Raw genomic sequence first — 13640 nt, forward strand, 5'->3', positions numbered from 1 at the left:
CCCAAAATAAAACCCCTCACCGGCAAAGGCAAGGGGAGCATGAGGAGTCACTGATGAAATGTATGCACCTCGAAGTTGATTAATCGTCTCGTTTCATCCAGAGTGACGACACTGTGATCAAAAACCGTTATTTCAATATCCATCCCGTTGATCACGGTTGAAGTTATGCCGCTCATCCAGTGTGACTTCATCGTTGCCATTGGTATCGGTAGCTTCATCCAATGATTGATGCGCCACAGTTGCCGCCGGACCCTTGTGATACCCATCCCGTTGATCACGGTTGAAGTTATGCCGCTCATGCAATGTGAGTACCTCATTGCCATTGATATCGGTAGCTTCATCCAATGATTGATGCGCCACAGTTGCCGTCGGACCCTTGTGATACCCATCCCGTTGATCACGGTTGAAGTTATGCAACTCATGCAGTGTGACTTCATCGTTGCCATTGATATCGGCAGCTTCATCTTTCGGGCCAAATTGCTCAGCCTGAGCAGTCGCTGCTAGCGTGCCTAGCGAAACCAAAATTACTAAGGTGGAAAATAAAAAGCGTTTCATTATATGAGTCTCAATTCAATCAAAGCTCAAACCTTTTTAAAGGGGTTATTGCTTTGTTGCTACCTATTTTACCACTTCTTATTCGGCATTTATCTGATAGCACACCAGGGACAGGCTGAGAAAGAAATTAAGATTGCTCAGACAAAAAACAAAGTCTATTACCACATGAAAAAGGGACTACTGTTTTCTTCGAATGATACTAAATTGCTTTCTAGCGTACTGTTTTCCGAGAAAAGTATTTTTCTTGCAGCCTCAAAATATGTAACGCATTCGTTACAAGAAACCCCATGAGGTTTCCCCAGAAAAGTGAATTTTATTGCCGTTAATTCTTTTTCGGAAAGTAATAAATTGACGGCTATTATCGCTAGTAATCAACCACTTCTTTCTATTTGAAGTACTGTTTAAAGGGGAGTTAATTTGTTGATATTTCAAAAAATGAAGGATAATAAAAATCCCTCATGTGAGTATCGTTGCCTATGGTGCCAAGCTCGAGCGAACATCTCGATCAGCGTCGTGCCGACACTCCTAAACATCCTGAATGCCCCCCGGCTCTAGCCAGTCAAAGTCAACGGATGCACTCTGCCCACCTCGGTTGGTATTGGCGATCGCTCTCTGTTCGTAGCCTTTCAAGTAGCGGTGTTAAGCCTTCGTATCGATGCTCGCTTTACGAGCGCTGGCATTATTGACCCTGGCTCCGACTACTAGGCAGTCAACCAGGCGCAGTAAGATTTCATCGCCAAAGGTCAGCGAACACGCCAGCCATGCCTAAGTTGTCGAGATTGCGGATGATATCAATTTGGTTTTGAAATGTCCCATATGCACATTCGGCTAGTGGCAGGGCATCGCCCTGTAAGCTTTATCGCCCGACAAGCTTTAGAGAGTATCAACTTTAGATACGGGACATTTCAAAACTAAAGAGGTCAATAATCGCGTAGGAATGGGCCTTAAGGCGATTGGGAAGTTCTTGCCTTAGGGCGATCGCTAGGGAAGATGCGCAGAAGTACCTCGCGAGCATTTATACCTAATCTATCTGTTTCCACTAGGTGCGATCAGTCTCGACTGAGTTTTTTGCGAAGACGGCAACAATTGATAGGCTTCTCAACGTTGCTTTTCGTTCTGTTACGGGTTGCTCGCTGATGAGCTGAGTAGCTCCAGTTTGCAGCCTCTCTCAGAACCTCCCAGCACGGCTCTTCCCACTGGCTCAATTCCCCCGCGCGGAGATTAAACATCACCCAGGATGGCCGTGACAAAACTCAATGATCACCTCACTGACAGCGGTGTTATGGTGAAAGGCCATCGGTTTTAGCGAGGAGCAGTCGCTAAAGGAAACGGGGAAAGTGCAGTGCAAATCTGCCGCTGTCCCGCAGCTGTGAGCCAGTTTGGCATGGTGGATTTTAGATTTGGGTTGGTAAAAGCCCAAGCGGAAATTCCAACTCAGTCATCCCAAACTGCGCAAGTCAGAATGCCCGCCGATGCGAACAACCTGTTGTGTATTCGTCTGCGAGGTACGGATGGATTTACGTGTTCAGTCCTTGAGCTTATTCAAGGCCAGTTTTGGCTTAGGGAGCTGCTTAAAAATAACGTCCCCGATCGTAGGGGGTAGGCATTGCCTAACCCCGACAGAAAGCGTCGTAATGTTGGGGATGTTATTTAAGTGCGATGCCCTTACAGCAATTTGGGGCGACCAGGATAGGGAGCGCGATCGCCCCATCCAGCTTTCTCCTCGCGGCAACGCCTGTCATTCAGCGTTTGCCCCTGTGCTGGTCGACTAGCATCTCAAATCGGCATCCTCTAGCCCCCCTTAACTGAGTTGTGGCTAGGGAGACTAACAGGAATGCGAGCGATTAGCGATCGCTGTCTATGAATGCCAACTTAGCACCTTGGGATAACTCAGGTGCGGCTGCTTTTTTGCCCCCTTTTTTGACGGTAAGTCATGTCTGAAACAACTTTGATGGTGTGCGCATTGTGTCGTTTTTCCGCACAAGAGCGCAGCCGCAATGGCGTGTCCGGTGGTCAGTACCTAATCGACCAACTGCGTCAAGAACTCGCCTCGCGATCGCTGCAAGATGTGGTCAACCTGCAGCCGCTGCGCTGTATGGCTGGCTGCCACCAACCCTGCAACGTCTCCGTGGCGGCACCGGGCAAGCTGACGTTTATTCTCAGCAGTGTGGACCCGGCTACGGCGGCTGCCCAAGTCTCAGACTTTTGTCAGCAATACACCGCTATCCCCGATGGTCGGGTGCCCTATGGCGATCGCGCCACCGCCATCCGCCGCGCCACCGCCTTTGTCCTGCCGCCACTCCCCACTCCCTAGCCCCGTTCCTTCGCGCTACTTAGGGATGCGCGGGCAATTAAAGTACTGACTCCAGCCACCCAGCACCCCACCCCCAATACCCAACACCCAGCACCCAATACCCAACACCCAATACCCAGCCACCCAACACCCAACACCCAATACCCAATACCCAAACACTGCCATTACCGGGCTGTTATTTTCCCGCCGATCCCTTCCCATCACCCCTCAACCCCATGCATAAAATTCCCGTTACCGTCGTCACTGGCTTCCTGGGTTCCGGCAAAACCACGTTGGTGCGCCATCTGCTGCAAAACAATCAGGGCCGTCGCATTGCCGTACTCGTAAACGAGTTTGGCGAGGTGGGCATTGATGGCGACATTTTGCGATCGTGCCAGGTCTGTGACGACGAAGACACGACAGCGAATGCCGCCAATGCCAATATCTTGGAACTCGCTAATGGCTGTCTCTGCTGCACCGTGCAGGAAGAGTTTTTGCCCACCATGCAGGAATTGTTGAAGCGGCGACAAGAGATTGACGCGATCGTCATCGAAACCTCTGGTCTGGCCTTACCCAAGCCGCTGGTGCAGGCTTTTCGCTGGCCGGAAATTCGTACTGGAGCCACCGTCGATGGCGTGGTGACTGTGGTGGATGGCGAGGCTCTGGCTAAGGGCCAAATTGTCGGCGATCTGGCAGCGTTGACCGCCCAACGCCAAGCCGATGACAGCCTGGAGCACGAAACCCCGATTGAAGAACTGTTTGAAGATCAGCTGGCCTGTGCGGATATGGTGCTGCTGACCAAAACGGACTTGATGGGCGAGGCGGAGCGCGATCGCGTCCAAACCTGGCTGCAATCCCAAGCGCCGAGCGGCATTAAAGTCGTCCCCTGTCACCAGGGCGAAATTCATCCCGAGGTGCTGCTGGGCTTCAACGCCGCCGTGGAAGATCACCTCGACCATCGCCCCAGCCACCACGACCACGAGGAGGAACACGACCACGACGATGACATCAACTCCATTTGCGTGGAACTCAACCAAGCGATCGACCCCAAAACGTTGGTGAAACGCTTGCAAGCCCTCGTCCAGCAACAAGAAATTTACCGCATTAAAGGATTCGTCGCCGTGCCCAACAAAGCGATGCGCCTGGTACTGCAAGGCGTGGGGCAGCGGTTTGACCATTTTTATGATCGCCCCTGGCAGCCTGCGGAACGCCGCCAAACCCGCCTTGTCTTTATTGGTCAAAACTTAGAGAAAGAGCAAATCGTTCAGGCGTTACAGTTCTGTTTGTGACATTGATATATCCGATACATGTTGTTGTCTTACCTGTGAATTAGTATTCGATGTGTAGTGAGCCTAGAAACGTTGAATTGCTTCACAGAGAATTTCATCATGCAGAGCGCAAGACATAACTCAGGCAGAATCCAGCCAATTCTGATAAGCGAGATTGCCCGAAGCGACTCTCTGATAGAGCGACATGGTCAACGAAGCAACATATTTTTATCAATTGAATATGAATCTTTTTGCAACTGTAGTGGTGTGACAGTCGGCGTTTGGCCATTCCGAAAGAAATCGAATGTAACTTTCAACTTATCCAGTGCCATACTTCACTACTCCTTAACTAATGGCAAGGTCTATCATTATGTTCAGGAGAAGAAAAATCCTGGCTTTAAAATATGTGAGAATGGCAACTTTTCTGGTTACACTACAAGCAACGATCTCAGAGATGAATTACTTGAGTTTTCTTTTTATCCAAAAGGAGCGTCAGCTCATGGAATCCACAAAAATAAGCAAACTTATGTCGAACCGAAATCTGGAGACATAACCTTAAACTTTCAGGAAATTGATCCGGAATTAATATCTAGAAGAGGGAGTAACATAATACCATACTTCATCATGCTATGGAGAAATCATGCCAAATGCTGATCATGGGAATTTGTCAGTAGAGATTCCTGTTGATTTAAGGATTTCTAATATAAGAGCTCCACACGAAAATAGCCTCACGCAAGCAGCGAAGAAATTCTCTCATTTGCTGTCTGTTACTTTCTTCCTTTTTTTATGTTTCATTTCTTATCAAATTCTTGGAAGAATAGATCTCCCAATATTAGATGATCCATTACTTCAATTTATTGGATTTGCGGCAATTTCGACTTTCGCTGTGAATTTCTTCCTTTTCTTATTGAATAGATTTGAGAAAATTGTCGAAAAAGTTTTTCTTGGGGGGTTGAAGGCTGAGCTCTCTGATAAAGTTCTCCATGACTCAGAAAATATACAAATAGATTTTGTTCGCGGTAGAAATCCTAAATATATAAACCTTGTCTGCTTTTGCTTTCATCGAGGCTCTGGAAATCAGAGCAGCATCAAACTTGAAGCGCTTCTTTACCATGTTACCTCAGGCAAGATTGACGCTCTCAAAAAAGTAGATATACAACAAAAATACGAATCAGAATTAGTTGAAATTGACTGCTCTATGATTGATTGTCAGTTAGATTTCCCTTGGAAGTCTCCCTCTTTATTTCCTGAGGATTTGAAGATAAAATTTATAAATTCCCACTTTGAAAATGATTTCCCTCAGGGAATGAGTGGGCTCTCTTTTAAAGAAGAAGATTCAGTGTCATGTTTTGATGGAAAAGTGTTGCTTGATAGAGGAACTTGCACATTTTCTGGGACAAGCCTAAACAAAATTGCACAAGCCATTGAACAGCAACGAAAAGACGATCTTGCACGCCTCACTAATGAGGGAGGCTGGCTGGCGAGACATCTCTCAGATGTCTTGCCAGCGGATCTTAATCATGATGCAGTCCGCGAACATTTGGGTGACAGTTCAAACTATCCACCTGGCCAACTAACTGTAGACCAGGTTCAAGATGCTTTGCGACAATTTCTTGATAATAATGGAATGAACATTGAGGGAATGAACATTGAGACGTAGGTGAACCTTGATTATTTTTCAGATTAACAGGTTGGTTTAGTAGAACATCGGTATCCTTAAAAATGAGGGGAACTGATGGAGTCATGCTGACTAATCCGCCCATTCGTCGCAGTGTGATGCTGCTGTGCTTCGGCGCAGCCGGATTGTTGCTGGCGGCCGAGTGGCATATTCTGCGATCGCAACCCGACCCCGTGGCGATCCCCATCCGTCCTACCCGAGTCAGTCAACTCGCCACCCTGCTGCGCTCTCCCCTACCTAACATGGTGCGAGAGGCCCGTCTCGTCATTCGCCTCGCCCCCAAAAAGCTGGAATATTACGAAGGCGACACCCTAATCAAGCAGTACGACATTGCTGTGGGCCAAGCCGATTGGGAAACCCCCGTGGGACATTTCTCCGTCCTCGACCTGCGGGAAAACCCGCTCTGGAAGCATCCCATTACGGGCGAAGCCATTCCCACTGGCCCGAATAATCCCCTGGGCTCGCGGTGGGTGGGGTTTGCCTACGACGACGAATATCACATCGGCATTCATGGCACCAATCAAGAGGAACTGGTGGGGCAGGCCGTCTCTCACGGCTGCGTGCGCATGCGCGATGGCGAAATTCAAGAGCTATTTCAAAAGCTCGCGATCGGCACACCGATTACGGTGAGTCCAGATTGAGCCGCCGACCCTGATTTTTTACATGGTCAGGACTCTCGACACCGCCCTCATGCCCGCCCCGGCGGCTGAGCCCCCCTGCACCCCGCCCCGAAATTACCTAAGCTGAATATGCCGATAGGCAAACCACCGGATGACGGCTAGCGATTGTGATGGACTGCTGAGAGGAAAAGCCATGAAATATTTCGAGAAACCAGGCCCTGAGATGCGCGATCGCGTCCCCCCTGGACAGCATTTAGCCAAAGGCTTTCCCGTATTGACCTATGGTGATACCCCACAAGTTCCGCGCGCTGACTGGCAGCTGAAAACCTGGGGCTTGGCAGAGGCCAAAAGCTACAACTGGGATGACATGCTAGCGCTGCCCCAGCAAGACTTCACCGCTGATTTTCATTGCGTCACCACCTGGTCAAAGCTCGATGTGAAATGGACGGGCATTGCCGTGCCGGACTTTCTCGCCACGCTCAAGGTCGAACCGACTGCCACCCATGTATTGCTGCACTGCTTCGGCGACTACACCACTAACCTCACCCTTGAGGACTTTAATCGCCCCGAAAATTTCTTTGCGCACACCCTGTATGGCGAACCGCTACCCGCTGACCACGGCGGGCCGATGCGCCTCGTCGTCCCCCATCTTTACGCCTGGAAGAGTGCCAAGTGGATCAACGGTATTGAGTTTTTGCCCCAAGAGAGCCTGGGCTTTTGGGAGCGTAACGGCTACCACCCTCGGGGTGAACCCTTCGCCGCAGAGCGCTACGCTGGACGCTAATCAATTCGTTGACAAACAAAACAGACCGTAAACTGTTGCCCCCACTCTCTCAACCGTAGTTGAAAGAGTGGGGGCAACTAATAATTCCGCGACTTGATAAAGCTGCCTGGAATTCTCCGAAGGAATTATTCGCTGATCAGGTGTGCTTCAAGGAACCAGAGACGTTTGTCAATGGTGCGAGAGACTTCGGTATAAAGGTCAGCGGTATCCGCATCACCCAATTCGTCCGTCGCGTCGATCGCTTCCCGCACATGCTTGGCGTAGGCCGCATAGCGATCGGCCAAGGCGGTGACATGATCCATCCCATTGACTGCATTGATGGGATATTCGGGCAAAATCGACTGCTCAGCCGCCATTCTAGCGGTGCCTAGCGCCGTGCCACCAAGGGCCGTCACTCGTTCTGCCACCATATCGACATACTCTTCCAGCTCACCCGCCATTTCATCAAAGAGTTCATGTAGCTGGTAAAAGTCTTTGCCCTTGACATTCCAGTGAGCTTGCTTCGTCTGCGTCTTGAGGTCAAGCGTCGCCGCCAAGCTTTGGTTCAAAATAGCCGTCACTTGTTCGCGCACTGACGCCGATAAGTCGTTGCGCGTCGGATAAAACCGGGCAGTGGGTTTAGCGGAGGTTGCAACCATGAGAATTTCTCCTTAATCAATTCCTGAGCGGACTTTAGTAAAGCAAGTATAAACGCCTCACTTTTCAGACATCCTTTGCTAAATCATACTCGTTATGACTTCGTCTTGCAACGATAGTTTCTCACTTTTTCCCTAATGGGTCAGCGTGGGTTGGGGCCATCGCCCACAACCGAGCAAGCGCCAAGGTTGCGTTGGGCGGCCAGGACGCTCCCCCACTGTACTTATGCAAAGTGGCCGAGGGACTAACGGGTACATCATCGAGATTGCCTTGAGCCTGACGCTGAAGGCGCGATCGGACTGGTTAACTTCAGTGGTAACGGGGTGGGTCGGTTCCACGGACATGCGAATTTCTGTTGCTCACCCGGCGGCCTTTGGGAGTAGCCCAAGGGTAGATTCACTTTATTGCCAGCAGCCAATACCTAGACAAAAGCATTGAGCGATCGCTGCTGGTAGCCTGAACGACACCTCAGTGTCTTGCGTGATTAAGATTACTAATTCTTTGGGAAAGCATTTATAAGTTTCTTGAGTCCAGATCCATTGATCCCTACAATTAATAGAATCCATTAATAAGCAAAAATACGCAGTTTAGTTAGGAGGAACTATGGCGAATCGTCCAATTATTCTCGGGATCGTGGGCGACAGCGCCGCGGGCAAGACCACCCTTACCCGTGGGATCGGTCAAATTTTAGGTGAGGATCAGGTCACGGCCATTTGCACGGACGATTACCATCGCTACGATCGCCAACAGCGCAAAGACATGGGCATCTCGGCGCTGCACCCTGACTGCAACTATCTCGACATTATCGAACAGCATTTGCAACTGCTGCGGGAAGGCAAGCCCATCCTGAAGCCGATTTATAACCACACCACCGGCATGTTTGACCCGCCCGAATACATCAAGCCAACTAAGTTCGTCATTGTGGAAGGACTGTTGGGGTATTCCACCGCGATCGCTCGCGACTGCTACGACGTGATGGTGTATTTGGCTCCGCCAGAAGAAATTCGCGCCAACTGGAAGATTAAACGCGACACCCGTAAACGCGGCTACACCGAAGAGCAGGTGCTCGACCAACTCAAGGCGCGGGAGCCCGATTCCGAAGCGTTCATTCGTCCTCAACGACAGTGGGCCGACGTGATTGTGAGCTTTTGTCCCCCAGCGGAGGGGAACGGCGGCAAGGATGACTTGCTGCTAGATGTGAAACTGGTGCTGCGCCCCACCATTTCTCACCCGGATTTCACCCACATTTTGGATGGCACCGGCAGCCACTTGGGAGATTCTATTCGGTTGGTGCTTGATCGTGACATGAGCAAGCCAGTGGATGTACTGGAAATTGACGGTCAGGCGACGCAAGAGCAGGTGCAAGAGCTGGAGCGGATTTTGTGTGGCGAAGTGCCGTACCTGGGCCAATTTTGTAGCCTCGAAGGCAACGACGAAATCGGCAAGTTAGTTGGCACCACGGGTGAAACCTTGCAAAGTTACCCGCTAGCGCTGACGCAGCTATTTATCACCTATCACATGCTGAAAGCCGACAAGGTGGCTAAGCAGCTGGTGACTTAGGAAACGGGTAAACTCGGATTTGTCAGGGGGATGGAGCCATGCGCCCATCCCCCATTTTTGTGTCAGGGATAGTGGACAGGCAGAGTGTTGCTGGGGGTGCCGTCATGCAAGTGAGCTGGCGATATGGGCACAACTACAACGATCGCCCTGCCCTCTTGAGGCTAATCCTGTAGGGGGTTCAGCATTCTGGTTGGATGCCCATCCAGGCCGTCCAAGGCGGCATTGGCCTTTTGGGAACCCCCTACAGGATTACCGCTTGAGGTAGGGAAATTGCCCATCCAAAATGAGGTTAAGTTCCCCAAAGGCTTATTAAAAGAGCGTTACAGTATGAAAAACAGCGATCGTGCCATCTCCTCATGGTGTACCTGTAAGAGATAGCGCTGTATAGTTCGCGATAAAACTGTCTGGATAGCATTATGGGTTTCAAGCTTCACAACCTTTTTCGTCGTCTCAAGCCTCTGGTTAAGCCAATCATGGCGATCGCGCTAGTGGGCGTTTTGGTCTTTGGTCATGCTGATGGTGCCCTGGCGGCGCGCGCCGGGGGGCGCATTGGGGGCGGCAGCTTCCGGGCACCCAGTCGGGTTTCGCCCAGTCCGTCTTACCGCAGTCCCAGTGGTGGCGGGTATTATCCCGGTGGGGGCTTTGGTTTTCCGTTTCTATTCCCGCTGTTTGGCTTTGGCGGCGGCTTTGGCGGCCTGTTCACGATTATCCTGTTCATCGGTTTAGCCAACTTCATCATGCGCACCGTCCGTGAGATGGGCAGCAACGATGACGGCATGGGCACGGTGGATAATCCTGCCGTTTCAGTCGCTAAGCTGCAAATCGGCCTCTTGGCCGAGGCGCGTTCTTTGCAAGAAGACCTCAATCGCATGGCATTGTCAGCCGATACGTCCTCTGCCACTGGACTCACTCAGGTTTTGCAAGAGGCCAGCCTGTCGCTGTTGCGGCACCCGGAATATTGGCAATATGCCACCGCTCAAATCGAGTCAACCCGGTTACTATCCGCCGAGCAAAAGTTCAACCAGTTGGCGCTGGCTGAGCGCAGCAAATTTACGGGCGAGTCGGTGAGTAATGTCAACAATCGGCTACAGCAGGGCGTTCCCAAACCGACTGAGGCGGGGGATCTAGCGACGATGGAACCCGGTCAATACATCGTGGCGTCGGTGATTGTGGCCACTCAGGGTAAGTTAAATCTGCCCAAGGTGTCTTCCACTCAAGATGTGCGGCAGGCGTTGAGCACGTTGGGCGCAGTGTCGAGCGATCGCCTCTTAGCCGTTGAGATTCTCTGGACCCCTCAAGCTTCTGGCGAAACGTTGACGGCAGACGAAATGATTGCCGAATATCCAGAATTGACCCTGATATAACGTCTAACGGTTCATCACAATTCATTGTGGGCAAACCCGCCCGAATCTTATTTGGTTCGGGCGGGTTTGTTAGAATCTGAGACTGCACTCTGGTTCGGGAACTTGCAACGATGACGGTATCTCAGGCGGCAACGACAAACACCCCCAGTTCAGTCGATCTTTTGCCCATCGCCCAGCGCACGCGGGCGGCGGCTCAAGCTTTAGCCCCGCTGCCAACAACAATCAAGAACCAAGCCATTGCCGCCATTGCCGACGCCCTTGCCGCTCAAACAGAGGAAATTTTGGCGGCTAACGCAGCCGACTGTGAAGCGGCGATCGCCGATCAAATCGCGAAGCCGCTCTACAATCGCCTCAAGCTGGATGCGGTGAAACTCGCTGGGGCGATCGCGGGCGTGCGCGATGTGGCCCAACTGCCCGATCCCGTTGGCGTTGTCCAAGTTCACACCGAGCTAGATGCCGGGTTAGAACTGCAACGAATTAGCGCACCCTTGGGCGTATTAGGGGTGATTTTTGAGTCGCGTCCCGATGCGGTGATGCAAATTTCTAGCCTCGCGGTGAAATCGGGCAACGGGGTGATTTTGAAAGGGGGTAAGGAAGCCGTCCGCTCTTGTCAGGCGTTGGTGACGGCCATTCGCGCTGGGCTCGAGGCCGCCGGGGTGAACCCCGATGCGGTGCAACTTTTGACCACCCGCGAAGAGACCCGCGCCATGCTGGCATTGGAAGGATATCTCGATCTGATTATCCCGCGCGGTTCCAACTCCTTTGTCCGGTTCGTACAAGACAACACGCGCATTCCGGTACTGGGACACGCCGATGGGATTTGTCACCTGTATGTTGATCGGGCTGCTGATTTTGACAAAGCGATCCAGATTGCGATCGATGCCAAGGTCGGTTACCCCTCAGCCTGCAACGCGATCGAAACCTTGCTGGTGCATACAGCGATCGCGGCGGAATTTTTGCCCCAACTTGCTACCGCCCTACAACAGCACGGGGTGGAATTGCGAGGCGATGCCCTCACCCAGTCCATCCTGCCAGACGTGACACCGGCGACGGAAGCCGATTGGGCCACAGAATATAGCGATCTGATCCTCGCGATTAAAGGAGTGGATGCCCTGTCGGCCGCGATCGCCCACATCAACACTTTCGGATCTCGCCATACGGATGCGATCGTGACCGAAGATCTGGAGGCGGCCGCCACCTTCCGCAATCAGGTCAATGCCGCTGGGGTCTATCACAACTGTTCCACGCGCTTTGCCGACGGCTTCCGCTACGGATTTGGCGCAGAAGTGGGCATTAGCACCCAAACCATGCCCCCCCGTGGCCCTGTGGGGTTAGAGGGGCTAGTGACCTATAAATATCACCTAGTGGGCAATGGGCACATTGTGGCCACCTACTCTGGCGAAGCAGCCCAGCCCTTTTCGCACAAAAACCGGCTGTCGTAGCATGCTTCTGACGACGTAGCGCAGTGACGGTGGGAAGGCGTGGCGACTTGCTCTCTCTGGAGAGATGCGTCATGCTAACAAGCAAGGACTTTTTAGCGATCGTCGCCTGTTGATCATGTTTTCGCTGCTCACCCGTTTCTTTAATCGTCATTTGGCGGATATGCAAGCCGATGTCGAGATTTACACCTGGCAGACTTGCCCCTATTGCATCCGCGCCAAACTGCTGCTCTGGTGGAAGGGCGTCACGTATCAGGAATATAAAATTGACGGCGACGGTGCAGCCCGAGTGCGCATGGCAGAACGCGCCCACGGTCGCAAGTCCGTGCCCCAAATTTTCATTAACAACGCGCATATCGGTGGCTGTGATGAGCTGTATGCGCTTGATCGCCAAGGCCGTTTAGACCCGCTACTAATCCAAGCAAAAACCGCAGAACTCTAGCGCCGCGTCAACTTAAAAGACTGGGATAAGTCGTCGTGTGGAGAACAAACGCAATGCAACCATCGCCGCTGAGCAAGCCATGCGGTTGATTCTCGGGTTCGCCGGAACGTCTAAGCGATACTGACCGGCACTCGGTTGGCTGGACAGCGTGGCCTCTTTGTCGTAGAGCAACCGGTCGCGGCCAGCTCGAATGAGCCGATGCCCAGATGCTTGACGAATCTGAACCCACGGCTCCTAGATGTCTGATTCGGTATCGCAAATGTCGGTCATCTGCCAACTCCCTAAGTCTGGATAGGACTGACCTGGGCGCGGTGTAGTAGTTTGCCCTGATGGCGAAAGCCGGTGTAGCGTATTTTGACCAATTCACCGGGGTTGGCATGGCCATTCATTAGTTGGTGCAATTGGGGATCAAAAGGGACGATCGCTCCGACGGGGGCGATCGCCTCCACCGCCCACTGCTCCAGCAGAGTTTGCACGGGATTTACCAGGGGCACTAAGCGACTGGCGGGGAGGTCAGGATTGTTCTCGACCGCATGGGTGACGGTGGGCCATTGCAGCAGCCAGGATTCCAGAGTGGTCAGGGCGGTGGTTTGAAACTGCGCTTGCAACTGGACGGCTTGCTGCTCCAGTTGCGTTTGCAAACGCTGATATTCGGTCTGGAGGGTTGCCAGCGCGGCGGCTGGGGCCGCTTCATTGTCAGCCGATCGCGAGTCAGCGATCGCGCCAAAATGGCTCAAGAGTTCCGCCAATGAAAGGTTCAAAGCCGCCGCAATTTTTTGCAAGGTCTCGAGGCGCATGGCTGGGAGGCGATCGCTGCGCAGTTGTCGGATTGTCCAGTCCGAAACCTGGGCCTGCCGGGCCAAAGCGCGAAAACTGGCAATTCCTGCGGCGATCATCAGCGATCGCAGCTGCTCGGTCGCCATCGGGGAAGTGCGGGTCGGAGAGGCAGGGAGGTCGCGGGTCATGGCCAATTTCGATGCAATGCAGCGCGTCTAAGGCTT

Annotated in this window: 12 protein-coding genes and 1 riboswitch; of the genes, 9 read left to right on the top strand and 3 right to left on the bottom strand. The window is 52.2% G+C overall.

Translation table 11 applies throughout. From position 1 onward, the window contains the following. Positions 1 to 132 precede the first annotated feature (132 nt). Positions 133 to 555, bottom strand: a complete 423-nt coding sequence (locus JUK32_RS03495; RefSeq protein ID WP_204137461.1) for a hypothetical protein — start codon at positions 553 to 555, stop codon at positions 133 to 135. A gap of 1280 nt (positions 556 to 1835) precedes the next feature. Next, positions 1836 to 2044: riboswitch (cobalamin riboswitch) on the top strand. Between the two features lie 444 nt (positions 2045 to 2488). Between JUK32_RS03495 and JUK32_RS03500 the strand changes: the two genes are divergently transcribed. The 5 genes from JUK32_RS03500 to JUK32_RS03520 all read left to right on the top strand — a co-directional run bounded on the left by JUK32_RS03500 (position 2489) and on the right by JUK32_RS03520 (position 7198). Further along, on the top strand, positions 2489 to 2869 hold the full coding sequence (locus JUK32_RS03500; RefSeq protein ID WP_204137462.1) for a DUF1636 domain-containing protein: 381 nt from the start codon (positions 2489 to 2491) through the stop codon (positions 2867 to 2869). A gap of 215 nt (positions 2870 to 3084) precedes the next feature. Beyond that, positions 3085 to 4137: a cobalamin biosynthesis protein CobW gene (gene cobW / locus JUK32_RS03505; RefSeq protein ID WP_204137463.1), complete on the top strand. Its 1053-nt coding sequence runs from the start codon at positions 3085 to 3087 to the stop codon at positions 4135 to 4137. Between the two features lie 619 nt (positions 4138 to 4756). Further along, positions 4757 to 5776, top strand: a complete 1020-nt coding sequence (locus tag JUK32_RS03510) for a hypothetical protein (protein ID WP_204137464.1) — start codon at positions 4757 to 4759, stop codon at positions 5774 to 5776. Between the two features lie 83 nt (positions 5777 to 5859). Further along, positions 5860 to 6435, top strand: coding sequence for a L,D-transpeptidase (locus JUK32_RS03515; protein WP_204137465.1), 576 nt, complete (start codon positions 5860 to 5862; stop codon positions 6433 to 6435). A gap of 172 nt (positions 6436 to 6607) precedes the next feature. Next, complete coding sequence (locus JUK32_RS03520; protein ID WP_204137466.1) at positions 6608 to 7198, top strand: sulfite oxidase-like oxidoreductase; 591 nt, start codon at positions 6608 to 6610, stop codon at positions 7196 to 7198. Between the two features lie 125 nt (positions 7199 to 7323). Here JUK32_RS03520 and dps read toward each other — a convergent pair whose 3' ends face one another. Further along, entirely contained in the window at positions 7324 to 7836 is a 513-nt protein-coding gene (gene dps, locus JUK32_RS03525) for a DNA starvation/stationary phase protection protein Dps (protein ID WP_204137467.1), read from the bottom strand. Between the two features lie 601 nt (positions 7837 to 8437). On the opposite strand from dps, the gene JUK32_RS03530 reads away from it, so the two are divergent. The 4 genes from JUK32_RS03530 (at position 8438) to grxC (ending at position 12639) form a co-directional block, all read left to right on the top strand. After that, positions 8438 to 9394, top strand: a complete 957-nt coding sequence (locus tag JUK32_RS03530; RefSeq protein ID WP_204137468.1) for a phosphoribulokinase — start codon at positions 8438 to 8440, stop codon at positions 9392 to 9394. A gap of 416 nt (positions 9395 to 9810) precedes the next feature. Continuing rightward, a complete protein-coding gene (locus tag JUK32_RS03535) occupies positions 9811 to 10758 on the top strand; it encodes a DUF1517 domain-containing protein (protein ID WP_204137469.1) in 948 nt (315 codons plus the stop codon). Positions 10759 to 10868: 110 nt separating this feature from the next. Continuing rightward, complete coding sequence (locus JUK32_RS03540; protein WP_204137470.1) at positions 10869 to 12200, top strand: glutamate-5-semialdehyde dehydrogenase; 1332 nt, start codon at positions 10869 to 10871, stop codon at positions 12198 to 12200. 115 nt (positions 12201 to 12315) lie between these two features. Then, positions 12316 to 12639, top strand: a complete 324-nt coding sequence (gene grxC, locus JUK32_RS03545; protein ID WP_204137503.1) for a glutaredoxin 3 — start codon at positions 12316 to 12318, stop codon at positions 12637 to 12639. A 281-nt stretch (positions 12640 to 12920) separates the two neighbouring features. Here the strand turns inward: grxC and JUK32_RS03550 are convergent, their stop codons facing one another. Then, on the bottom strand, positions 12921 to 13604 hold the full coding sequence (locus JUK32_RS03550; RefSeq protein ID WP_204137471.1) for a helix-turn-helix domain-containing protein: 684 nt from the start codon (positions 13602 to 13604) through the stop codon (positions 12921 to 12923). Positions 13605 to 13640: the final 36 nt, after the last annotated feature.

The sequence above is a fragment of the Halomicronema sp. CCY15110 genome (assembly GCF_016888165.1).
Classification (GTDB): Bacteria; Cyanobacteriota; Cyanobacteriia; order Phormidesmidales; family Phormidesmidaceae; genus Halomicronema.

What these genes read in the sequence shown, in the direction of transcription:
- JUK32_RS03495 (WP_204137461.1), bottom strand. Translation starts at nt 555, where the DNA reads ATGAAACGCTTTTTATTTTCCACCTTAGTAATTTTGGTTTCGCTAGGC.
- JUK32_RS03500 (WP_204137462.1), top strand. Translation starts at nt 2,489, where the DNA reads ATGTCTGAAACAACTTTGATGGTGTGCGCATTGTGTCGTTTTTCCGCA.
- cobW (WP_204137463.1), top strand. Translation starts at nt 3,085, where the DNA reads ATGCATAAAATTCCCGTTACCGTCGTCACTGGCTTCCTGGGTTCCGGC.
- JUK32_RS03510 (WP_204137464.1), top strand. Translation starts at nt 4,757, where the DNA reads ATGCCAAATGCTGATCATGGGAATTTGTCAGTAGAGATTCCTGTTGAT.
- JUK32_RS03515 (WP_204137465.1), top strand. Translation starts at nt 5,860, where the DNA reads ATGCTGACTAATCCGCCCATTCGTCGCAGTGTGATGCTGCTGTGCTTC.
- JUK32_RS03520 (WP_204137466.1), top strand. Translation starts at nt 6,608, where the DNA reads ATGAAATATTTCGAGAAACCAGGCCCTGAGATGCGCGATCGCGTCCCC.
- dps (WP_204137467.1), bottom strand. Translation starts at nt 7,836, where the DNA reads ATGGTTGCAACCTCCGCTAAACCCACTGCCCGGTTTTATCCGACGCGC.
- JUK32_RS03530 (WP_204137468.1), top strand. Translation starts at nt 8,438, where the DNA reads ATGGCGAATCGTCCAATTATTCTCGGGATCGTGGGCGACAGCGCCGCG.
- JUK32_RS03535 (WP_204137469.1), top strand. Translation starts at nt 9,811, where the DNA reads ATGGGTTTCAAGCTTCACAACCTTTTTCGTCGTCTCAAGCCTCTGGTT.
- JUK32_RS03540 (WP_204137470.1), top strand. Translation starts at nt 10,869, where the DNA reads ATGACGGTATCTCAGGCGGCAACGACAAACACCCCCAGTTCAGTCGAT.
- grxC (WP_204137503.1), top strand. Translation starts at nt 12,316, where the DNA reads ATGTTTTCGCTGCTCACCCGTTTCTTTAATCGTCATTTGGCGGATATG.
- JUK32_RS03550 (WP_204137471.1), bottom strand. Translation starts at nt 13,604, where the DNA reads ATGACCCGCGACCTCCCTGCCTCTCCGACCCGCACTTCCCCGATGGCG.